The 21947-nt window shown below is 48.2% G+C and carries 20 protein-coding genes, 8 tRNA genes and 1 rRNA gene; 3 read left to right on the top strand and 26 right to left on the bottom strand.

Features of this window, described 5'->3' with window-relative positions:
• Nucleotides 1-21 precede the first annotated feature (21 nt).
• Both ABXR35_RS13930 and ABXR35_RS13925 read left to right on the top strand, forming a co-directional pair.
• Entirely contained in the window at nucleotides 22-1332 is a 1311-nt protein-coding gene (locus tag ABXR35_RS13930; RefSeq protein WP_367061550.1) for an HlyD family secretion protein, read from the top strand.
• On the top strand, nucleotides 1316-2587 hold the full coding sequence (locus ABXR35_RS13925) for an ABC transporter permease (RefSeq protein WP_367061547.1): 1272 nt from the start codon (nucleotides 1316-1318) through the stop codon (nucleotides 2585-2587). Before ABXR35_RS13930 ends, ABXR35_RS13925 begins: the two co-directional genes overlap by 17 nt.
• A 93-nt stretch (nucleotides 2588-2680) precedes the next feature.
• Here ABXR35_RS13925 and ABXR35_RS13920 read toward each other — a convergent pair whose 3' ends face one another.
• On the bottom strand, nucleotides 2681-3094 hold the full coding sequence (locus ABXR35_RS13920; RefSeq protein WP_367061544.1) for a MerR family transcriptional regulator: 414 nt from the start codon (nucleotides 3092-3094) through the stop codon (nucleotides 2681-2683).
• A gap of 182 nt (nucleotides 3095-3276) precedes the next feature.
• Between ABXR35_RS13920 and ABXR35_RS13915 the strand changes: the two genes are divergently transcribed.
• Entirely contained in the window at nucleotides 3277-4128 is an 852-nt protein-coding gene (locus ABXR35_RS13915) for an aldo/keto reductase (protein ID WP_367061541.1), read from the top strand.
• Between the two features lie 282 nt (nucleotides 4129-4410).
• Here the strand turns inward: ABXR35_RS13915 and hisJ are convergent, their stop codons facing one another.
• From hisJ to ABXR35_RS13790, 25 genes are all read right to left on the bottom strand, one after another.
• Nucleotides 4411-5235 (bottom strand): histidinol-phosphatase HisJ, encoded by an 825-nt coding sequence (hisJ, locus tag ABXR35_RS13910; protein WP_367061538.1) that lies wholly within the window; start codon nucleotides 5233-5235, stop codon nucleotides 4411-4413.
• Between the two features lie 38 nt (nucleotides 5236-5273).
• On the bottom strand, nucleotides 5274-6026 hold the full coding sequence (gene hisIE / locus ABXR35_RS13905) for a bifunctional phosphoribosyl-AMP cyclohydrolase/phosphoribosyl-ATP diphosphatase HisIE (RefSeq protein ID WP_367061535.1): 753 nt from the start codon (nucleotides 6024-6026) through the stop codon (nucleotides 5274-5276).
• The gene (gene hisF / locus ABXR35_RS13900; RefSeq protein ID WP_367061533.1) at nucleotides 6026-6784 is read right to left on the bottom strand and encodes an imidazole glycerol phosphate synthase subunit HisF; all 759 of its coding nucleotides are present in this window, start codon (nucleotides 6782-6784) and stop codon (nucleotides 6026-6028) included. The genes hisIE and hisF overlap by 1 nt, the downstream gene beginning before the upstream one ends.
• A 27-nt stretch (nucleotides 6785-6811) precedes the next feature.
• A complete protein-coding gene (gene hisA / locus ABXR35_RS13895) occupies nucleotides 6812-7543 on the bottom strand; it encodes a 1-(5-phosphoribosyl)-5-[(5-phosphoribosylamino)methylideneamino]imidazole-4-carboxamide isomerase (RefSeq protein ID WP_367061530.1) in 732 nt (243 codons plus the stop codon).
• A 208-nt stretch (nucleotides 7544-7751) separates the two neighbouring features.
• On the bottom strand, nucleotides 7752-8378 hold the full coding sequence (gene hisH / locus ABXR35_RS13890; protein ID WP_367061528.1) for an imidazole glycerol phosphate synthase subunit HisH: 627 nt from the start codon (nucleotides 8376-8378) through the stop codon (nucleotides 7752-7754).
• Between the two features lies 1 nt (nucleotide 8379).
• Nucleotides 8380-8985, bottom strand: a complete 606-nt coding sequence (gene hisB / locus ABXR35_RS13885) for an imidazoleglycerol-phosphate dehydratase HisB (RefSeq protein WP_367061525.1) — start codon at nucleotides 8983-8985, stop codon at nucleotides 8380-8382.
• A gap of 64 nt (nucleotides 8986-9049) precedes the next feature.
• The gene (gene hisD / locus ABXR35_RS13880) at nucleotides 9050-10333 is read right to left on the bottom strand and encodes a histidinol dehydrogenase (RefSeq protein ID WP_367061522.1); all 1284 of its coding nucleotides are present in this window, start codon (nucleotides 10331-10333) and stop codon (nucleotides 9050-9052) included.
• Nucleotides 10334-10360: 27 nt separating this feature from the next.
• Nucleotides 10361-10999 (bottom strand): ATP phosphoribosyltransferase, encoded by a 639-nt coding sequence (hisG, locus tag ABXR35_RS13875; protein ID WP_367061519.1) that lies wholly within the window; start codon nucleotides 10997-10999, stop codon nucleotides 10361-10363.
• 42 nt (nucleotides 11000-11041) lie between these two features.
• A complete protein-coding gene (locus tag ABXR35_RS13870) occupies nucleotides 11042-12232 on the bottom strand; it encodes an ATP phosphoribosyltransferase regulatory subunit (RefSeq protein ID WP_367061516.1) in 1191 nt (396 codons plus the stop codon).
• Between the two features lie 402 nt (nucleotides 12233-12634).
• Entirely contained in the window at nucleotides 12635-13846 is a 1212-nt protein-coding gene (locus ABXR35_RS13865) for an acyltransferase (RefSeq protein WP_367061513.1), read from the bottom strand.
• Between the two features lie 181 nt (nucleotides 13847-14027).
• Complete coding sequence (locus ABXR35_RS13860; protein ID WP_367061511.1) at nucleotides 14028-14582, bottom strand: acyltransferase; 555 nt, start codon at nucleotides 14580-14582, stop codon at nucleotides 14028-14030.
• Entirely contained in the window at nucleotides 14579-15232 is a 654-nt protein-coding gene (ppaX, locus tag ABXR35_RS13855; protein ID WP_367061509.1) for a pyrophosphatase PpaX, read from the bottom strand. Before ppaX ends, ABXR35_RS13860 begins: the two co-directional genes overlap by 4 nt.
• Before the next feature lie 6 nt (nucleotides 15233-15238).
• Nucleotides 15239-16282: a prolipoprotein diacylglyceryl transferase gene (gene lgt, locus ABXR35_RS13850; RefSeq protein WP_367061506.1), complete on the bottom strand. Its 1044-nt coding sequence runs from the start codon at nucleotides 16280-16282 to the stop codon at nucleotides 15239-15241.
• 14 nt (nucleotides 16283-16296) lie between these two features.
• Nucleotides 16297-17235, bottom strand: coding sequence for an HPr(Ser) kinase/phosphatase (hprK, locus tag ABXR35_RS13845; RefSeq protein WP_367061503.1), 939 nt, complete (start codon nucleotides 17233-17235; stop codon nucleotides 16297-16299).
• A 436-nt stretch (nucleotides 17236-17671) separates the two neighbouring features.
• The gene (locus ABXR35_RS13840) at nucleotides 17672-18808 is read right to left on the bottom strand and encodes an ABC transporter ATP-binding protein (RefSeq protein ID WP_367061500.1); all 1137 of its coding nucleotides are present in this window, start codon (nucleotides 18806-18808) and stop codon (nucleotides 17672-17674) included.
• A 475-nt stretch (nucleotides 18809-19283) separates the two neighbouring features.
• Complete coding sequence (locus ABXR35_RS13835) at nucleotides 19284-20489, bottom strand: PucR family transcriptional regulator (protein WP_367061497.1); 1206 nt, start codon at nucleotides 20487-20489, stop codon at nucleotides 19284-19286.
• 489 nt (nucleotides 20490-20978) lie between these two features.
• Nucleotides 20979-21051: transfer RNA gene (locus ABXR35_RS13830), tRNA-Lys, on the bottom strand.
• Between the two features lie 12 nt (nucleotides 21052-21063).
• Nucleotides 21064-21148 (bottom strand) — tRNA-Tyr (locus tag ABXR35_RS13825).
• Between the two features lie 11 nt (nucleotides 21149-21159).
• Nucleotides 21160-21232, bottom strand: a tRNA-Phe gene (locus ABXR35_RS13820).
• A gap of 52 nt (nucleotides 21233-21284) precedes the next feature.
• Nucleotides 21285-21360 (bottom strand) — tRNA-Asp (locus ABXR35_RS13815).
• Nucleotides 21361-21371: 11 nt separating this feature from the next.
• Nucleotides 21372-21447: transfer RNA gene (locus ABXR35_RS13810), tRNA-Thr, on the bottom strand.
• 6 nt (nucleotides 21448-21453) lie between these two features.
• Nucleotides 21454-21529 (bottom strand) — tRNA-Val (locus ABXR35_RS13805).
• 9 nt (nucleotides 21530-21538) lie between these two features.
• Nucleotides 21539-21615 (bottom strand) — tRNA-Met (locus ABXR35_RS13800).
• A gap of 56 nt (nucleotides 21616-21671) precedes the next feature.
• A tRNA-Ser gene (locus ABXR35_RS13795) sits at nucleotides 21672-21763 on the bottom strand.
• A gap of 66 nt (nucleotides 21764-21829) precedes the next feature.
• Nucleotides 21830-21947: ribosomal RNA gene (locus ABXR35_RS13790) — 23S ribosomal RNA — on the bottom strand; the annotation flags it as partial.

Raw genomic sequence — 21947 nt, 5'->3', positions numbered from 1 at the left:
CAGACAGGAGAGCAAACCCCAGTGAAAATTGTAAAACTTATTCCCATCATCGTATTGATTGTCGCGCTCGGCGTAGGCGGCACACTGCTGATGATGCACGGCAAGGACGCCGTTTCGATGGCTGCCCTAAAAAAGGAAGGCGTGCTGACCATTGATACCGTCAACAGCTCCTTTGAAGGACAATCCGGCAAAGTTACCGCCGTTAAGGTCAAAGAAGAAGATCACGTCAAAAAAGGACAAGTTCTAATGACGCTCGATACACAGGACGTTAACCTGCAAATCAAAAACGTCAAAGAGCAAATGTCCCAGATTGATGTACAAATCGCTCAAGCGCAAAGCGAGCTAACTAGCCAAGCCCACAAGCTGGCTGAACAAAAAGCCAATGCGCAGTTGAGTATTGAAGCTGCCAAAGTCGCTCAGCAAAAAGTACTGACTGGCGCACGCCCGGAAGATATTCAAAGTCAGGAAATCGCCGTCGATTCTGCTAAAAAATCGGTCGAAGTTGCCAACAATGGCGTGAATGCTGCCCAAACTGGCGTAGCTACCGCTCAACAGGCAGTCGATTATGCACAAACAAACTACGACCGTGCGAAGTCGCTATTTGATAACGGCTTGGGAACACAAGCGAGCCTAGACAGTGCTCAAAATGCACTGGATACCGCACAAAAGCAGCTGCAAAGTACACAGGATCAACTCGTAAGCGCGCAAAAGCAAGTCGAAGTTGCTGGCAATCAGGTCAGAGCACAAGAAACCGCTCTGGAAAAACTGAAAAATGGTGCGACTACCGAAGACCGCGATGCGGCGCAAGTACAAGTGGATCAAGCACAACAAGCTCTAAAACAAATCGAACAAGGTCAGGAAGATATTACGAACGGGAAATACAATATCGACCTGCTGAACAAACAAAAAGACGCCCTGCAAATCAATCTCGATAATCTGACGGTACAAAAAGAACGCCGCGTACTGACAGCTTCCGCTGATGGTAAAGTGACTCGCGTCGTACCAAAAACAGGTGAAAATGTATCGGCTGGTACACCAGTTGTCGTCATCGAAACTGGCAAAATGTACTACGATCTGTATGTAGGCGAGGAAAATATCAAACACTTCCAAGCGGGTGCCAAAGTAAGCACCAATGTAATCTCTCTTGGCAAAGATGTACAAGGTACGGTTCGTTATATCACTTCCGCGCCGCAATATGCCGCTCTGCGGATGAGCCGTGAAAAAGGACAGGCGGATACAACTTCCTTTATCGTGCGTGTGGATGTGAAGCGTACATCTGACCTGCTGCCGGGAATGACGGTGGAGGTTCCAACCGATGAAAGCAATAATTGATGAAATCAAACTCATTCTAAACGGCAAATTCATCTGGATCATGCTGATTGCACCGCTGATTATCTCGTCAGCATTCGGCTATGTATTCAAAAACAACCAGCTGAACGAAGCGCCCATCGCTGTGGTCGATATGGATCATAGCGATTACAGTCAACAGCTGATCGAGAAGCTGGATGCCGATCAGTACCTTGATATTAAGTACATTACGTACAATTACATGGAGCCGAATAGCTTCCTGTATAACGAGGACTATTTTGGCGTGATCTATCTGCCTGCGGGTCTGGAAAAGGCACATGCGCAAGGTGGTCAGGTGAATATCGGTCTGTACGTCGATACGGCGCTGGCAACAGCGACCACCTATCTGCGTAACGGGGTAACCGAAGTAATCAATGCGGAAAATGCTACCGTGGCTGCCAGCAAGCTGGTAGGGCTTGGTGTCAGCTCCGCGCAAGCCGCTAATTTTACAACAGGGCTTAGCCTGCAAACACGGCTGCTGTATAACCCAACCAACAATACGCTGATGAGCTCCGTCATCGGCTTCCTGAATACCGTATTCCTGTCTATTCTGGGCGGTGCTACCCTTGGGATCGTACCTCGGATGCGTGAGCAAGGCGTGCTTGCCGATGCGCTGCGTCGTCCGCTCAGTCTCGTGCTGCGGATTCTGCCGTATTCGGTTATCGCCACCATTTCCATGTATCTGGTTATGGGCTGTCTGAAGCAGATCGGCGGATTGCGGTTTGAAGTGAATGTATATGAGCTATGGATTCCGTTCCTCATGTACACCATCGCGCTGTCGCTGCTATGTATGCTCGTTGGCTGGAGTGCCGCTAACCCGGCACGCGCTGCGGGACGGATCACGATGATCCTGCTGCCATCGTTTATTTTGAGCGGCGCGCAGATTCCGGTCGCGCTGTTGCCACCGATTTTGCAAACCGTCAGCCATGCGCTGCCATTGTCTTGGCATTTCAAATTCCTACGCGGACTCGGTTTCCGTGGCGGCGATCTGAAATACTTTGGACAAGAGATTGGCGGATTCTTGATTTTGATTACCAGCTTCCTGCTAATCATTTTCCTGCTTATGCTGAATGAAATGCGTAAAATTCGCAAAGCGGAAAAAAATGGCGGGCTGCACACCGATGCAGTGGATTCGACCGAAACGGTGATCACAACGGAAACCGTCGATGGGATCAAAATTACCAAAACGGCTCCGGCACCAGCTCCCACTTCTGGTACAACCAAACCCAATCCGAGCTAATACTATAGGGCATCAACAAAAAGAACAATACATGCGTCTGTAAGAATCTTGCAGGCGCGTAGTATTGTTCTTTTTTGGTTTCCGCTATGTTATTCAGGCATCCTGCCGGATTTTGCTCCAGTTGCCCGGATTGGTCATATCCGGCATGCGATGCTCTAAAATGGCTTGATATTGGATCGCTTTTTGCTCCAGATGAGCGACGCGTTGCTTGGCTTCCTCTAGTTGACGTAGTGCGGCTTCCTTGTACTGCATCATCATCTCGCAGCGCTGCGCAACGGTTGAATCGCCTTCTAGACATAAGTCTACATATACTTTGATCGTTTCGATGGGCATACCCGATTGCTTGAGGCATTTGACGCCATATAACCAGTTGATCGACTCCTCATCAAACAAGCGGATATTGTTGGCATCACGCTGAACGCTCGGCACCAATCCTTTATCCGTATAAAAGCGGACAGCATGCTGTGTCAGACCTGTCATCAATGCAGCTTCTTTGACCGTAAGCATATCAGTCATCCTCCTCGACAATCTTTATTAGCGAAATCTCTTGACTTCGTGTAAGACGAAAGCGCTAGGCTTATTGTAAAGCAAATTCGCAGCAAACAACATCCCGACAATGACGTTTCTTGCTGGCAGTGGGATATGCCGCCATTTGCTATTACCTATTCTATATCTCAGGAGGAATCTATATGCAAACAGTTACTTTGAATAATGGCGTGCAAATGCCGATTATTGGTTTTGGTGTGTACCAGATCCCTGATGCACAGCAATGCGAGGACGCGGTCTACGACGCGCTGATGGCGGGCTATCGTCTGATCGATACGGCGGCAGGTTATATGAATGAAGAAGCGGTTGGACGGGCAATCCAGCGTAGTGGCATTCCACGTGAGCAGTTATTTATTACGACCAAGCTCTGGGTGCAGGATGCAGACTATGAGCGTGCCAAGCTCGCATTTCCCAAGTCACTGAGTAAGCTACAGCTAGACTATATTGATCTGTATCTGATCCATCAACCGTTTGGCGATTATTACGGCGCATGGCGTGCGATGGAAGAGTTGTATGAGGAAGGAACAATCAAATCCATCGGCGTTAGCAATTTTTCTCCGAATCGTCTAATGGATCTGATCATGCATAACAAAGTCGTTCCTGCGGTTAATCAGGTCGAAACGCATCCATTTTATCAACAGGAGAATCAGCTTCAATTCATGCGTACACTGGGGGTGCAGCATCAATCTTGGGGACCATTTGCTGAAGGACGCAATGATCTATTTCGCAATGAAGTACTAATAGCCATCGGTCACAAGTATAACAAGTCGGTCGCTCAGGTTGTGCTGCGCTGGTTGGCGCAGCGTGATATTGTAGTGATTCCCAAATCGGTCAGCAAGGAGCGGATCATCGAGAATATCAATATTTTCGACTTTACCTTAGATGCTGATGATCTACAGCAGATTGCCAAGCTGGATACAGGAGAAAGTCTATTCTTGAATTATGAGGACCCGGAAATCGCTAAGATGATGGGTAATTGGAAAGTCGAGCTGTAAAGTAAAGGTATAAGTACGTATCATACGCACCAAGGGTTATGTTTGCCCTCCGCGTTCTCTATACGATTCTCACTTTACATTCATATTCATCATACAATGCCTATACACAATGCAAGACTTCTATAAATAACAAAAAGGACAAGCGATAAGGCATCTGCCTACGCTTGTCCTTTATTTTGCCGATTTTGAATGAATAAAAATGAAATGGACATTCATTCAGCATTCCATTCTGTTCCGTATACAATTTGCTATCCGGCAAGCATCGCTCAACCGTTTAACCGTTTAACCGTTCAAGGGTACAAAGGAACGCTGTCGGTCCTCAAATACAGCAAGCTGCTGCACACCAAGCTCCTGCAATTGAGCACGAGCCTGATCCAGACCGTCGCTCAGCTTGAGCGGATCATGCGCATCTGAACCGAGCGTGAGTGGAATGCCCAGTGCAATCGCCTGCTCCACGATCCGGCGAGATGGGAAGATCTCCGCACATACTTTGGCTAGACCCGACGAATTCAGCTCCATGACCATATCCGCCTGCTTCACAGCTCGCAGCGCCGCATCCTCTAGCGCAAAGCGTTCCGCTTCCTGCTCTACAGGTGGAACCTGACCGAAGCGCTTGATCACATCCAGATGCCCCGTAATATCATACAATCCAGTCGCAGCTGCCTTCTGCACCGCTTCATAATACTGGCGGTATACATCCAGCACATCGCGACCTTCCCAATTGTGCGTTTGCCGATAATCGGAAATATCCCACTCCCCGAGAAAATGCACCGATCCGATTACATAGTCAAATGGATAGCGTTCCAGAATGTCACGAATTTGTTCCTCATATCCTTCGATATAATCGGCTTCCAGACCGACACGAATCTGGATGTCCTGACGATACTTCTCCTTGAGTCGCAAACATTCTTCCACATACCGCGGCAGCTCATCCATCGGCATTGCCATTTCTGGGTAATAGGTAGCCGGATCGACATGAATGAGCGGCAGATGATCGGACAAGCCCAGCTGGGATAGTCCAATCTCAATACCGCGTTGTACATATTCCTCTAGCTCGCCCACAGCATGACCGCAGCGAACATGATGCGTATGGTAATCAATCAGCATGATTCATGCTCCTTCCGTCGCTTACCGTATGGCTTCGCTTAGTCCTTACGTGGACGCTCGTGACGACGATCCAACTCTGCCAATACATCGTCCAGTGGCAGCTTACGCTCCTGCAACAGCACGAGCAGATGGTAGATCAGATCGCTCACTTCGTAGCGCAGCTCATCATTGTCGCTATTTTTGGCAGCAATGATCGTTTCGGCGGTTTCCTCGCCCACTTTTTTCAGGATTTTATCAATCCCTTTTTCAAATAGATACGTTGTATATGCCCCTTCTGGACGCTCACGGTCACGGTCAGCGATCATCTGCTCCAATTCACCAAGAATGGCGAAACGGTCAGCGGATGCTCCGTTTGTCGTTTGCGATTGTTGTTCATTCGATCCTTCAAATACCGGTTTGTTATCCACTTCATTCACCTCATTGTAAAAGCAGCTAATCCGTCCTGTATGACAAGCCGGTCCATTGGCACGCACCTTGACCAGTAATGTATCGCCATCGCAATCATAATAGAGTGCTGTGATGCGCTGCGTATTGCCGGATGTGCCGCCCTTATGCCAGTACTCCTGACGAGAACGACTCCAGAACCACGTATCGCCGGAATCCAGCGAGCGGCGCAGCGATTCGCTATTCATATATGCCATCATCAGCACCATATGGCTGTCAGCATCCTGCACAATCGCAGGCACCAGTCCGTCGCGATCCCAGCGGATATTGGCATTCAGTTCATCCCAGGAATGAGATTGCTGCAAGATTTCGTTTTGAAATTGATTATAACTGTCCGACTGGCTCATTAGCGAATTTCCACTCCTTCGGCTCTCAATTCCGTTTTCAACGCTGGAATCGAGATCTCCTTGTAATGGAAAATCGTTGCTGCCAGTCCCGCATCCGCATTTGCTTCGGCGAATACCTCTTGAAAATGCTCCGGCAAGCCTGCGCCGCCAGAAGCGATCACCGGAATGCTAACTGCCTCACATACCGCACGCGTTAATGGCAGATCGAAACCATCCTTGGTACCGTCTGCATCCATGCTAGTGAGCAGAATCTCACCTGCACCGCGCTGCTGGGCTTCTTTGACCCAATCCAGCGCCTTGATGCCGGTCGGCTTGCGACCACCATGCGTATACACTTCCCAGTCGCTCCACTCTTCATTAAAGCGCGCATCCACAGCTACAACAATGCACTGCGCACCGAAGCGCTGGGAGCCATCATTGATCAGCTGTGGATTTAGAACCGCTGCGGTATTAATGCCGATTTTGTCCGCACCGGCGCGCAGGATCTTTTTCATATCCTCAACCGAGGAGATGCCACCGCCAACGGTAAATGGAATCGAGATTTCCTCCGCGGTCCGGCGCACCACATCCACCATCGTTTCGCGTCCTTCGACCGATGCTGAGATATCCAGAAATACCAGTTCATCCGCACCTTCACGGTCATACAGTGCCGCCAGCTCCACCGGATCACCTGCATCACGCAGATTCACAAAATTAACGCCTTTGACGACCCGTCCTTCCTTCACATCCAGACACGGAATAATACGCTTCGCAAGCATGTAGTCTCCCCCTTTCCGGTTGGCTGTTTAACCAATCGTACGCAGCGCCTGCTGCAAATCGATTTTGCCTGTGTAGATTGCCTTACCGACAATCGCTCCGCTGATGCCTTCCTCACGGCGCTCCGCCAGCTTGACCAGATCATCCAGTACCGTTACGCCACCGGAGGCAATTACCTTTTTACCAGAAGCCTTGGCAATCGCCGCAATCGCTTCGATATTCGGTCCCTGCATCATACCATCACGGGAAATGTCCGTAAAAATAAACGTCTCTGCGCCTTTGGCTGCCAGCTCAGTTGCCAGCTCATCCGCCTTGACCTGCGAAGTTTCAAGCCAGCCGCGTGTCGCGACATACCCATCGCGTGCATCAATACCAATTGCGACCCGATCCCCATAGGTGCCTAGCACTGATTCGGTAAATTCACGATCTTCAATCGCCGCTGTTCCGATAATGACGCGGCTAACGCCTAGTCCAAGCAATTGCTCTACATCCGCAAACGTACGCAATCCGCCGCCAATCTGTACAGGCACCTGCAATTGGCTAGCGATACGACCGATCAGCTCATGATTGACCGGATGCCCTGCCTTCGCACCATCCAGATCGACCAGATGCACAAAGGAAGCTCCTTGCTCTGCAAAACCCGCCGCCACTGCCGTCGGATCGTCATTGTATACTGTTTCCTGATTATAATCGCCCTGAATCAGCCGCACACAGCGACCGCCACGAATATCAATTGCCGGATAAATAGTAAAAGAAGACAACGCATTTCCTCCTTAGTAGATACATGGTGAAGCACATCATGCGCTTCGATTGCTTATTTGCCATAGCCTATATCGATTTTATCTTATTGCAACCATACGGTCGCAGTTGGACTTCTCAAGTATAAACGCCCTTTTCGCTTTGGCTTTGTTCACTTCTGCTTTGTTCACTTCTGCTTTGTTCACTTCTGCTTTGTTGCACATTGCAACGTCACTGTACTCGCTCGCCTACACACAATGCTAGGAAATTACGCAATAGCAGCTTGCCCAGCTCTCCGCTCTTTTCTGGGTGGAACTGCATGCCATATACATTGTCGCGTCCGACAATCGCGGTTACTGGATGACCGTACTCGGTCACGGCAATCAGATCCTCTGAATGCTCTGGCAGCACATGATACGAATGGACAAAATACGCATGACCTGCATACAGATCGCGCACCAGTGCGTGATCTGGCTGCTTGTACTCCAGCCGATTCCAGCCCATATGCGGCACTTTATATTCCCCTTCCGCAAAGCGCACAACCTTGCCCGGTAAAATATCCAACCCACGATGATTGCCGTACTCCTCACTCTCGCTGAACAACAGCTGCATACCGAGACAAATGCCGAGCAGCGGCTTACCGCTAGCAGCAACCTCCTGCACCACATGATCCATGCCGCCTTCGCGAATATGATTCATCGCATCACCAAACGCACCCACGCCCGGCAAAATCACGCCATCCGCCGCCAGAATCTCGTCCCGGTCGCCTGTGATGAGGTAATCGTAGCCCAGACGCTCAATCGCCTTGCTCACACTATGCAAATTACCGATGCCATAGTCTACAATTGCAATTGCCATCTTACAGCACTCCCTTCGTCGAAGGCACTCCTGTCACACGCGGATCGATGGTTGTCGCTTCATCAATGGCACGACCAAGCGCCTTGAACACCGCTTCGATCATATGGTGCGTATTTTTACCGTAATGCACGATCACATGCAGCGTAATACGCGCTTCCAGTGCCAGCTTCCACAGAAACTCGTGTACCAGCTCCACCTGAAAACTGCCCACCTGCGCAGACGGATATTCCGCACGATATTCAAAATGCGGACGGTTACTCACATCGATCACAACCTGCGCTAGCGCCTCGTCCATCGGGATAAACACATTCGCATAGCGCTTAATGCCACGCTTATCACCAAGGGCCTCGCGCAGCGTCTGACCCAAACAGATACCGATATCCTCGACTGTATGGTGATCGTCGATCTCAATGTCTCCCTGCGCCTTGAGCGTCAGATCAAAATGACCGTGCTTGGTGAACAAGTCCAGCATATGATTCAAAAACGGCACATCCGTCTCAATCGCTGCCTGCCCTGTACCATCCACCTGAAAAGCAAGCTCGATATTCGTTTCATTCGTTTTGCGGCTAACCTCCGCGCGGCGTGTACTCTGATTTTCCGTTGACATATGGCTACTCCCCCAGCATGTTTAAATGAACAAGCATTTCCTCATTCCTGCATCGCGATACGTCTTACCCTTCTTGCTCCAAGCGAATCTGAATCGCTCGTGCGTGACCTTCCAGACCTTCATGACGCGCCAGTTCCATAATAATATTCCCATTTGCTAGCAGCGCTTCTTTACTATAATAAATCATGCTCGATTTTTTGATAAAATCATCCACATCAACCGGCGATGAGAAACGTGCCGTACCATTTGTCGGAATAATATGATTCGGTCCAGCAAAATAGTCGCCTACCGGCTCCGAGCTGTAATTGCCGAGGAAAATGGCACCAGCATTTTCGATCAGACCGAGAATATTCATCGGCTGATCCACCATAATCTCTAGATGCTCCGGTGCGAGTCGATTGACTACGCTAATGCCCTCGTTCAGGTCCTCTGTAACGATAATTGCACCATAATTGTTCACTGATGCTGACGCAATATCGCGACGCGGTAAGGTTTCCAGCTGACGCTGTACTTCGGCAGATACTTCGTCCGCAATCCGCTGGGATGGAGTCACCAGAATAGCAGATGCCATCTCGTCATGCTCAGCTTGAGACAACAGATCAGCAGCGATGTACGCTGGATTGGACTGCTCATCTGCCAGCACGACAATTTCGCTCGGTCCTGCAATGCTGTCGATATCGACGACACCGTACACCTCGCGCTTTGCCAATGCCACATAGATATTGCCGGGACCGCAGATTTTATCAACCGGCTGGATACTTTCCGTTCCATATGCGAGTGCAGCAATCGCTTGCGCACCGCCGACACGGTAAATTTCCGTTACACCTGCTTCAGCTGCCGTCACCAGAATGTACGGATCAATGCCTTCGGTTCCGCCTGTTGCAGGCGGCGTGACCATTACAATCTCCGGTACACCTGCCACCTGCGCTGGAATAACATTCATTAGCACAGAGGACGGATACGCCGCTTTGCCGCCGGGTACGTAGACACCGACACGCTTCAGCGGACGAATAATCTGACCGAGCAAGCTACCATCCGGCTGTAGATCCATCCACGAATTGCGCTTTTGCTTTTGGTGAAATTGGCGAATATTATCCGCCGCCTGCGTAATCGCTTGAATAAACGAAGGCTCCACCTGCGCATATGCTGCCTGTAATTCCTCTGGCGTCACTCGCAACTGATCCACCGTCAGCTTGGTACGGTCAAAACGACTTGTATAATCTAGCAGTGCTGTATTTCCCTGCTGTTTAATATCAGTAACAATTTGTTTCACCGCGGCATTTTGCTCCGGCGAGCCGTATTCCACCTCGCGCCGCAGATCAAAATCACGTGCAGATACTATTTTCAATACCGCTCTCTCCTTTACTCCTGCCCGTTACGTAGCAGAGGGCTGACCAATCACTTTTTGTAAATGATCGCACAATTGCTGAATCTCTTCATTTTTCATGCGATAGCTGACTCGGTTCGCGATCAGGCGGCTGGTGATGCCGAACAACTCTTCCATTTCTACCAGTCCGTTCTCACGAAGCGTTTGACCCGTTTCGACCATATCGACGATACGATCTGCCAACCCGATCATCGGTGCTAGCTCAATCGAGCCGTTCAGCTTGATCACTTCTACCTGCTGCCCGCGTTCGCGAAAATACTGGGACGCCACATTAGGGTACTTGGTAGCAACCCGTTGGCGAATGCCCGGCTGCCAGTCTGGCAGTGCGATTACCGACATCCGGCAGCGGGCGATGCCCAGATCAAGCAGCTCGTATACATCGCGGTTTTCCTCCATCAGTACATCTTTACCAACGATACCAATGTCGGCGACACCGTGCTCTACATAGATCGGTACGTCAACTGGCTTGGCGAGAATAAATTCCATCCCTGCTTCCGGTAGTTCTACGATCAGCTTGCGTGAATCATCCACATCGGTTGGAACCGGAATGCCCGCTTCACGGAACATTTCGGCAGCTTTTTTATAGATACGCCCTTTGGGCATGGCTACTTTTAATATCTGGCTCATCAGGTCTGCATCTCCCTGTTATCATTTTGACTTGGGACAGGATCAGGTTAGAACCGGCTTGCCGTGTGCAAAGCGCAGCACCTGACTGTATCCGTCGATTGACTCCTGTTCATTGCTAGCAACTTCTGCTTCTTCATGCCGAGTCACCACAATCGTACCTTGCTGGCGCAGTTCGCCTGCCTTTGCAAACGCATGATGACGACTTAATTCATCGTATACGATCAATACAGGCTGTGGTGCGGATGGTACCGGCAGTTGCACACCGTCTAGAATCCGATTTGTTTTCAAAGCAAATCCGGTCGCTGCCAGCGGACGTCCAAACTGGGACAGCAAGTTATCATATCGACCGCCGCTACATACCGGCGATCCCAATTCTGCTGCATAGCCCTCGAATACCATACCCGTATAATAGGAGAAGTTACCGATCATCGTCAGATCGATCATCACATATTCGGACATATCGTACGCTTCCAGCACTTCCCATACCTTACACAGATGGCGAATCGCATCAGCTGCCTGCGGGTTGCTGCTAATCTCAAGCGCCTGTTCGCAGATGTCCTGCGCACCGCGCAATCGCAGCAGCCCTTCTAGCTCCGCACTTTGCGCCTGCGATAGCTGGAAAGCGTGAAGCTGCTCGCGGAAACCTACAAAGTCACGATTCAGCAGACGTTCCTTGAGCGCCTCCTGCTTGTCCTTTTGACCCGGCAGAGCTTCTTCCAGTATGCCGCTCAGAAAACCTACATGACCAAGCGAAATCTGAAAATTCTGCACACCTGCCGCCTGCAAGGATGAGATCGCCAGCGCGATCACTTCCGCATCCCCTTCCGGTGAATCCACACCGACCAGCTCGGCTCCAGTTTGGAAAAATTCCGCTTCCCGTCCCGCTTCCTCTTCAATGGAACGAAATACATTGGCATGATACGCCAGACGTACCGGCACTTCCTCCTGCTGTAATAATGAACTCATGACACGCGCTATCGGAGTCGTCATATCGGAACGCAGTACCATCGTCGTACCGCGGTTATTCAGCATTTTAAACAGTTTGCTATCGGAGGTGGAGCTTGCCACACCTACCGTATCGTAATATTCAAGTGTTGGCGTGATGATTTGCCGGTACCCCCAGCGGGACATGCAATCCAGCACATTTTGCTCGATATAGCGAAGCTTGGATACAACATGCGGCAGATAATCACGCACGCCAATCGGCTTTTCAAATCCTTTCGGTTTCGACAAAACGGTCACCTCTGATTGAAATGATATATTTTAACACATTAAAGTGGTACTTTGCTAATAAAGTAAAGGATATTTGCTATATTACCATACCTACTCTACCTCGTCAATTACACGCCTAACAACATCAGCAAGTCAGATAGCTTCTCTCTATTACCCTAATAGGATGCGTATTCACCGCACGATATTTCCCGGAAAATAGAACCTTATACATCTATGTAACTAGCCGCTGTTCTTCACTACTTTCGCTCTTATACATCCATAATCCTGTTTGACGCGTTGTCCAGTTCTGCATGCTAGCTCTATCCTTACATTCTATATAGCAAAAACCCCCAATCTCCATTCACATGGAAATCAGGGGTTACAATATCATCACCAGACTAGGAGCCAAACTAACTAGGCAAACTACGGATTTGTGCGGCGCACCGCATCCACATCTTGACGTATCCGTTCACGCTCCGCTCGCTTTTCCCGATGGCGACCAGAGAGCGAATACGGAATGCTGCCCAGCAGCACCCATGAGTACGAGAAGCGCCGGAACACAAACTGCACAAACAAGGTAGATACCACCAGTGCAATAATCAAACCTGCATAGATCCAGACAAAATACGTCAGTGTGCCCATCGAGAACCAATCCTGCGTCTCCCGATAAAAAGCAAGAATAAATGGATGAACCAGATACACAGCAAATGAAACCTCACCCAATCGGCGCAATACTGCCAGTATACCCTTCGGCGCAATCCGGTTGAGTATAAATGCCGACTGGAACAATACCAGCGCTGATAGCATCGTATACACATTCCAGAACAGCTCGTACCAGAGCGAATCCAGCCATTCATTCGTCAAACGTGCATCATACCAGATCTGCACATACACCAGTCCAGTTGCTAGCCAAGCGATCCACAGAACCGCCGTAATCAGCTTGAGACCGCCGTTCATATCTTTCCAGCTGGTCATCACCCATTTGCGGAATGGTTTGAAATAAATCGCTACAAATGCCCCCATCATATAGTAGGCAAAATATGAGAAGGCAATACTGCCTTTGCTTGCATAGTGAAGATCGTACTTGTTCCACAGTACCCAGCCCCATTGCACGGCAAGCCCGATCACGAGCGCCCAGCGAGCCATCCAGCGCTGACTTTTCAGCAGCCACAGCATCAGTGGGAATAGAATGTAGAACTGCACACTAATAAATACAAAATAAAGATGTGTCCATGCCGAACCGTGGAAAATGGCATCTACGTAATCCATAACCAACATCCCGACCGGCTCGTCAAAGCGGTCCCGCGTATACAGCTTATAAATGAAATACAGTGCCGAAATCAGAATATACGGCAGCAAAATGTACAGCATCCGTTTTTTATAAAAGCTAGTAATCAGCTTGCTATTCAACGGACGATCATAATAATTGTAAAACAGCACAAAGCTGCTCAGAAAGATAAACGATGGTGTTCCATATTTGAACATCAAATTCAGAAAATTAAATACGTAATAAATGGAAGTATTCACAGCTTCAATGGTTGCGTTTGATGTAGAATGTACATGCAGCACGCCAATGATCGCCAGCGCCCGAAAAAAATCGAGCTGGGGCAGCCGCTCCTTCTTGAGTTGATTCAATGTTAAAGCATCCCCTTACATATCGAATGGTACAACCAGATCAATACCTCTATGTTCCCAGGCTTGTCGTTCCTGTAGAGAGTTGATGCACAATGTACCATATCCATGCAATATAGCATGCAGAGACAGCACAGGATTACCTTTATCCTCTGCTGTCATCATGCTGCTTATGTCATTCTCTCTATGTTCTGCTTGTATCTCCATCTGATCGTATAGATGAATTTGGATCAGCAGACACCTCGGCAACTGGCGAATGCCCAGACAGCACTCGCAGAGGGTTCCCCCCGACAAAAGAGCCTGCCGCCACATCCTTATGTACGACTGAGCCTGCTGCTACAATCGCGCCATCGCCAATCGTTACGCCCGGCAAAATGGTACAATTCGCACCAATCATCACTTCGTCTCCGATCACTACATCGCCAAGGCGATATTCCTTGATCAGATACTCATGCGCCAGAATGGTTGTATTGTACCCAATTACCGAATTGCGTCCAATCTTGATGCGCTCTGGAAAAAACACATCTACCATCACCATCAGTCCAAAAGCGGTATCCCTGCCGACTTCCATACGGAGCAGATGGCGATATATCCAGTTTTTCATTTCCAGCACCGGACAATATCGCGATAGCTGAATAAAGATAAAATTGCGTACACCCTTAAACGGGCTGACCGTACGATAAATTTGACGCAGCGCATTGCGCTTGCCATCCACCGGATAATGCTCCAGCTTTCTCATCGATCTACCGTATCGCCCAGCACCAGCTCATACAAATCACTCATTTGCTGTAAAATATACGTCGGTTTATACTTGGACAATTCTGCTTCGCCCTTTAGCGACCATGCTACACCCGCGGAACGTACGCCCGCTGCTGCCGCTGACTTCAGATCGGCAGGGCTATCGCCCACCATCAGTGTCGTTTCCGGCGATGAACCGAGCGCTTCTAGCGCCCGTTCAATCGGCTGTGCATGTGGCTTCGGATGCTCCACATCGTCCAGTGTAATAATGACCTGCATATATTGATCCAGCTCGAACAGCTTCAATACCTTTTCTGTAGTCGCACGAATCTTGGTTGTCACTACACCGAGCTTCAACCCTTCAGCTTGCAAACGTGCCAGCACAATATTCACCTCGGGAAATGGCGCCACCATGGCATCATGGTGAATCGCACTGTACTCCCGATAAGCTGTCACGAGCGAAGTCACATCGTCCTGACCGGAAAAGGTGCGCAGCTGTTGCTCTAGCGTCAACCCCATATGCGGAATGATCTGCTCACGCGTGAGCGGCGATACATCCGGCTGATTCATAACATTCATAAAAGAAGAAATAATCAGCTCATTCGTATCGACAATCGTTCCATCCAGATCAAATAGTACCGTATCAATCATGCTTCATTACTCCTTCCGCTCGGAATGAGCCCTTTCCTCATCCGCAGGCAGCGGCTGTTGTCGTTCACTTGCAGCTGGTGTAGCTGCTGTCTCTACACTGGCTGCATCTGTATTGGATGCAAACTCATGACCATGCTTGCTTGAGACAATCGGATCACTGTAACGTACGTTCGATGCACCTGTACGACGACGAATCAGGATGAGCAGAATCGCTACTATAATCAGCACCAGCGACAGCAATTGAGAAATACGGATATTACCATACCCAGGCTCAATCGCACCTTGTTGGAATCCAAACAGCGTCATTGGTGACCAGAGTCCATTCACAAACGATACCAGCCATGCCGGACCGTCAAAGGTTAGACTGTCTGTACGCAATGCCTCGATAAAGAAGCGACCAATCCCGTACCAGATAAAATAAGACATAAAAATCTCACCCGCACGCACAAACGGACGACGGCGCAAGAAGCATAGCAGCAATACACCAACAAGATTCCAGACCGACTCATACAAGAAGGTCGGATGATGATAAATGCCGTTTACATTCATCTGATCTACAATAAAATTCGGCAAATGCAGATTGCCACGCAGGAACGACTCGTCCACTGGACCGCCGTATGCCTCCTGATTAACAAAGTTCCCCCAGCGACCAATCAGCTGTCCAATCAACAGCGAAGGCGCACACATATCCGCAATCCTCCAGAAATTGTAGCCTTTGTAGCGCGTATAGATCACTGCACAGATAATCGCACCAATCAGCGCACCATAGATAGCGATCCCGCCGTTCCAGATTTTAAAAACGTCCACAAAATTGTTTTTGTAGTCTGGCCAGCGGAACGCAACATAATAGATGCGTGCTGCGATAATTGCCGACGGCACCCCGAACAGCAGCAAGTCCATGAAAAACTCCTGCGGAATACCGAACCGTTTGCCTTCACGAATCACAAACAGCAGGCCCATCAGCGCACCAAAGCCCAAAATCAGACCATACCAGTGCACTTCCAGCGCCCCGATAGAAAAAGCAATCGGATTAATCAACAATGTCCCCATAACGTAACCTCTCCTTAATCCAGTTCGTCGAGATCTTCAGCAATCGTCTCGGTCAGCTTGTGCGTGAATTGGAGAGCTGCATTGTAACCCATCCGCTTCAGACGGAAATTCATCGCCGCCACTTCAATAATAACCGCCAGATTTCGTCCCGGTCGTACAGGGATCGTCACCAGAGGTACATCCGTGTCGATGATTTTGGTTGTCTCTTCATCCAAACCGATGCGGTCATACTGTTTGTCCTGCTGCCATGCTTCCAGACGAACAACCAGCGTAATTCGTTTGTTGTTGCGAATCGCCCCTGCACCAAACAGTGTCATTACGTTGATGATACCTACGCCGCGAATTTCCAGCAGGTGACGGATCAATTCAGGAGCCGTACCGTGCAGCTGATTATCCGACGTTTGGCGAATCTCTACTGCGTCATCCGCGATCAGACGATGTCCACGTTTGACCAGCTCCAACGCGGTTTCACTTTTACCGATACCGCTGCTGCCTGTGATCAACATACCTACACCATAAATGTCGACCAGTACACCGTGAATCGTTGCTGTCGGTGCTAGCTTTTTCTCCAAAAAGTTGGTAATGCGGCTAGACAGAATGGTAGTAGACAGATTGCTGCGCAATACAGGCAATCCGTGGTTCTCACTCGCTTCCACCAATTCCTCTGGAATCTCAAGTCCACGTGTTACTACAATACAAGGCGTTTCTTCATGACATAGCTTGCTCATACGCTCTGCCTTTTCCTCATGCGTTAGCATTTTAAAGAAAGCCAGCTCGGTGCGTCCAAGGATTTGTACACGCTCTGTTGGATAATACTCAAAATAACCCGCCATCTCCAGACCGGGACGGTTCAGATCATCTACGGTAATGTTTCGTTTTAAGCCAAGTCCCCCGGATACAACCTCAAGCTGGAACATTTGCACTAATTCCGAAACCTTTACATGTTTGGCCATTCTGTTCTTCCTTTCCCTGAGTAGATCACTTGTCTTGTAGGAGTGTATTTGTGATGTTGTACATATTGATGCCAATGTACCCATGGTAATGGAAAATGGAAACGAAATCAATCAGAGCGCCGGATTTCAGACGCTGAAGGGGACGTTTTTATTCGTCATGGCAACATTATGGCCTATATTTATTATAAATTCGCATATGTCACTAATGCAGTAAGCAACCGCACTCTTCTACCGATTACCTTCTACCGATTACCTTCTACCGATTACCTTCTACCGATTACCTTCTACCGATTACCTTCTACCGATTACCTTCTACCGATTACCTTCTACCGATTACCTTCTACCGATTACCAAAAAGACTGCCAGAACCTGATCGGTTCGGCAGTCTTTTTTACTTGCTATAGGGAGGATTCGCCCATTTAGCGAATCGCACGTATTATACAGTTGCAGGCTCGCTATAGAACAGGTTATCTTCAGAAGCTGGATCGAAGATGTGTACTTTGTTCATATCGATAGCCATTGTTACCGTAGCGTTATCACGTGTAGTGGAACGACCATCTACACGAGCAATAACAGTGTCAGAGCTAATACCGCTCAGGTACAGCAATGTTTCGTGACCCAGGTTCTCGGAAACATCCACTTTTGCAGTAAATACGCTGTTCGGCGAAGCTTCCAGGAATACAGGCTCCTCGTGAATATCTTCTGGACGAACACCCAGAATCACTTCTTTACCATTGTAGCCTTGATCTTTCAGCACTTGTGCTTTACCGCCCGGAAGGTTCAGTTCCAGACCCGCTGCGGAGAATACAGTACCACCGTTTTTCTCAGACAGCGTACCACGGATAAAGTTCATAGTTGGGGAACCAATGAAACCTGCTACGAACATGTTACGAGGATGGTTGTACAGCTCTTCTGGAGAAGCAGCTTGTTGAATGATACCATCTTTCATAACAACGATACGATCGCCCATTGTCATTGCTTCGATCTGATCATGCGTTACGTAGATAACAGTCGTTTGCAGACGTTTTGCCAGTTTTGTGATTTCCGCACGCATCTGACCACGCAGTTTTGCATCCAAGTTGGACAGCGGCTCATCCATCAGGAAGACTTGTGGATCACGAACGATCGCACGACCGAGCGCGACACGCTGACGTTGACCACCGGACAGCGCTTTTGGCTTACGATCCAGCAAATGCTCAATATCCAGAATTTTCGCAGCTTCACGCACGCGTTTTTCGATTTCTTCTTTTTTCACCTTACGAAGTTTCAGACCAAACGCCATATTGGAGTATACATCCATATGCGGGTACAACGCGTAAGATTGGAATACCATCGCGATATCGCGGTCTTTTGGTGCTACGTCGTTAACAACGCGATCGCCAATGTACAGTTTACCTTCGGAGATTTCTTCCAGACCTGCGATCATACGCAGTGTTGTGGATTTACCACAACCGGAAGGACCAACCAATACCAGAAACTCTTTATCTTTAATGTCGAGATTGACATCAACTACTGTTGCTTTATCGGAACCCGGATACTTTTTGAAAATATGCTCTAAGCGTACACCTGCCATAATAAAAAACCTCCCAAAGTATAATGTGGTCTTTTTACAGTCTTGCTTGTCACAATCATGCTGGTTGAAGCTGCTATTCACCTTATTAGTAAATGAGGAGCATCTTCACCGGCTAGATCCGATTCCATATACTCTCACGCAGCCAAAGCATGGTCATCATCCTGTTTCGAATTCCGCTTTACTGTCATTATGTACAATGAGGCTGACAATAAATGACGCATCTCGCAAATCAGGGACCAAAGCAGTAAAGATAATCCGGTTCATCGATTACATGTAATCGAGTCATGTGCCTTCCACGATCTTATACGTACAGATCATATAATCACCATTCAGCGTTATACCATCTGCCAAAGAATCCGCAGAACAGCTCCATTTCATGACCTGTAGTTGATCATTTGAAACCGGTTACTTTATCTGCTTCTATCTTACCCTAATCTGCTCGCCAGCTCTATCGACAAAATACACAAAAAAAAAATCAGCTTTTTGTCACTTTATACAATAGCAGAGTTAAACGCATCAATACTGCATCTTCAAACCGTCGTACATCCAGCTGCGTATCCTGTTTAATCTTGTCCAATCGATACAGCAATGTGTTTCGGTGGATATATAACTGCTTGGCAGTCTCACTTACATTACAATCCATTTTGAAAAAGGTCTCCAGCGTTGTTACCGTCTCCTCATCTCCAAATAAATGCGAATGATGATCTGCTGATTCCACAAACCGTTGCCGTTCTTCTTCTGGAATGCGATATAGCAAACTCTCCAACCGCAGCTCCCATGGCAGATGAATATGCTCCGTCACCTGAAACAGTCGTCCCAGATGAATCGTTTCCCGTAATTGCGATACCGTTTGTGCCAACCCATCCAGCGGATTCAATGGCAGGGTTACACTAATATGAAAGCTCCCTACCCACTCGCTCGCCACCAGTTCATGCAGCCCAAGCGCAAATGCAGTCAACAGATCTTCCTCTGTATCCTCACTCTCATGCCCAGCGTCACGTCCATCTTCCTCATCCTCAATCAGCTCATGCTTGGCGAGTACCAGCCATTCGTTATCCTGCAATGGAATCAACAACACATCCCGATCAAAATAACTGGATAGTAGTTTTTCCAACTGTTTCGGATTCAATGTCCCTACCTGCAAGCTATCCGCCAGCAGCAAAAAAGGTACCATCACTGAATCCAGTCGCTCTCTGATCCCATACTCGGTCGGAATCTCGGCAGATGGATTGCGTAAGCTAACCTGTCTAACCAGCCATTGTCCCAACTCACGCGCTTGCTGATCCTTCCCCTGTACAACAGATGTTAAAGACATAGGCTGTAACCCCATTACCGAAGGCAACAACAGCTCCAACAGCTGATAAATACGCTGCATTTCATTGAAATCATAATTATAGGAACTTGTGTCCTTCGCTACAACTCCCTCAGACAACCCCATATCTTCTACAACAACCGTATCCGTATGTTGCCGACCTCTCAAAGGTTCGGGCGTCCATACAATCACTTCCCCAGCCTGACGCATTACTGGAATCATCCATAATGACTCATCCGGTTCTCCTGCTGTGTTCATTTTTGTAGATAGCTGCTCCTTTTCCTCCCACGTTTTTTCACTCAAACGATGCTCTATCATATTCAACCCAGTAATCTGTTCAATCCGCTGCCGTAGTTCATTTACATCCATAAAGTAAATTCCCTTCCATTCGCAAATTCCACTTCCAGCTTTCCTCATTCCTTATCTCATCAGCCTTCTTCGATCAACAGTATTCTGGTTTCATATATCTGTACACTAACTCTAACGATGGATAATTAAACTTCATAATTCATACCTGAACTTCATATCATTTTCATCTATAACCATACTTCATTACAGAAATACCTAATCATACGATCAACTTCCTACATTATAATAGGTAAAAATACAGATGCCAAAATTCTATTTTAAGAATCCATATTCCTCTATACTCTCTTCTTAACATTCTTCTTGTATTCCTCATATTTCAAAATATGCTTCAGCATACTATTTACAATCCAGTTATCATGTTTATTTCAATACTACTTCCTACATACAACAAAAAAATAGAACACTAAGATAGAATACAATTCACGATAGAATAACAAATAGAATAACAAAAAAGCATCCTACCTATAAGGTAAGATGCTTTCTTTTAGATGAGCCATGAAGGACTCGAACCTTCGACACCCTGATTAAAAGTCAGGTGCTCTACCAACTGAGCTAATGGCTCTTATAAAAAAACTGGTGGAGGCTGATGGATTCGAACCACCGAACTCGGAGAGAACAGATTTACAGTCTGCTGCGTTTGGCCACTTCGCTAAGCCTCCACATTAAAAGATGGCTCGGGACGGAATCGAACCGCCGACACGAGGATTTTCAGTCCTCTGCTCTACCGACTGAGCTACCGAGCCATACTGTATATTAAGTTAATATACTGTATAGCCAATTTTCATAAAAAGAAAATGGCGGAACCGACGGGATTTGAACCCGCGATCTCCTGCGTGACAGGCAGGCATGTTAACCCCTACACCACGGTTCCAGAGAAAAAAATGGTGCCGGCGAGAGGATTTGAACCCCCGACCTACTGATTACAAGTCAGTTGCTCTACCAACTGAGCTACACCGGCACATTATGGTGGAGACTGAGGGGATCGAACCCCCGACCCTCTGCTTGTAAGGCAGATGCTCTCCCAGCTGAGCTAAGTCTCCAGGTATGTATGGTAGCGGCGGAGGGGATCGAACCCCCGACCTCACGGGTATGAACCGTACGCTCTAGCCAGCTGAGCTACACCGCCACGATATTAAAGAACAATGTTTGCCCTAAAATCTTGAATAAGATTCAAAATTCTAGTGGCGGAGAGAGAGGGATTCGAACCCTCGCACCGCTTACGCAGTCTAACCCCTTAGCAGAGGGTCCCCTTATAGCCACTTGGGTATCTCTCCAAGAAAATTTTCCAAAGTTGTTCCCTGAAAACTGAATCCGAAACGAATCATCGCGCATTTAGAATCTTGGATAAGCCCTCGACCGATTAGTATTGGTCAGCTCCATGCATTGCTGCACTTCCACCCCCAACCTATCAACCTCGTCGTCTTCAAGGGGTCTTACATACTGGGAAATCTCATCTTG

This window comes from Paenibacillus sp. JQZ6Y-1 (genome assembly GCF_040719145.1).
GTDB classification, from domain to species: Bacteria; Bacillota; Bacilli; order Paenibacillales; family Paenibacillaceae; genus Saccharibacillus; species Saccharibacillus kandeliae.
This window is presented reverse-complemented; position numbering and strand designations above follow the sequence as displayed.

Excerpts from the sequence above, each read along its gene's own strand:
- ABXR35_RS13920 (WP_367061544.1), bottom strand. The coding sequence starts at position 3,094 with ATGCTTACGGTCAAAGAAGCTGCATTGATGACAGGTCTGACACAGCAT.
- hisG (WP_367061519.1), bottom strand. The coding sequence starts at position 10,999 with ATGAGCCAGATATTAAAAGTAGCCATGCCCAAAGGGCGTATCTATAAA.
- hisIE (WP_367061535.1), bottom strand. The coding sequence starts at position 6,026 with ATGAGCCAGTCGGACAGTTATAATCAATTTCAAAACGAAATCTTGCAG.
- hisB (WP_367061525.1), bottom strand. The coding sequence starts at position 8,985 with ATGTCAACGGAAAATCAGAGTACACGCCGCGCGGAGGTTAGCCGCAAA.
- hprK (WP_367061503.1), bottom strand. The coding sequence starts at position 17,235 with ATGGCCAAACATGTAAAGGTTTCGGAATTAGTGCAAATGTTCCAGCTT.
- lgt (WP_367061506.1), bottom strand. The coding sequence starts at position 16,282 with ATGGGGACATTGTTGATTAATCCGATTGCTTTTTCTATCGGGGCGCTG.
- ABXR35_RS13915 (WP_367061541.1), top strand. The coding sequence starts at position 3,277 with ATGCAAACAGTTACTTTGAATAATGGCGTGCAAATGCCGATTATTGGT.
- hisJ (WP_367061538.1), bottom strand. The coding sequence starts at position 5,235 with ATGCTGATTGATTACCATACGCATCATGTTCGCTGCGGTCATGCTGTG.
- hisH (WP_367061528.1), bottom strand. The coding sequence starts at position 8,378 with ATGGCAATTGCAATTGTAGACTATGGCATCGGTAATTTGCATAGTGTG.
- ppaX (WP_367061509.1), bottom strand. The coding sequence starts at position 15,232 with ATGATTGATACGGTACTATTTGATCTGGATGGAACGATTGTCGATACG.
- hisF (WP_367061533.1), bottom strand. The coding sequence starts at position 6,784 with ATGCTTGCGAAGCGTATTATTCCGTGTCTGGATGTGAAGGAAGGACGG.
- ABXR35_RS13860 (WP_367061511.1), bottom strand. The coding sequence starts at position 14,582 with ATGAGAAAGCTGGAGCATTATCCGGTGGATGGCAAGCGCAATGCGCTG.
- ABXR35_RS13835 (WP_367061497.1), bottom strand. The coding sequence starts at position 20,489 with ATGGATGTAAATGAACTACGGCAGCGGATTGAACAGATTACTGGGTTG.
- ABXR35_RS13840 (WP_367061500.1), bottom strand. The coding sequence starts at position 18,808 with ATGGCAGGTGTACGCTTAGAGCATATTTTCAAAAAGTATCCGGGTTCC.
- ABXR35_RS13925 (WP_367061547.1), top strand. The coding sequence starts at position 1,316 with ATGAAAGCAATAATTGATGAAATCAAACTCATTCTAAACGGCAAATTC.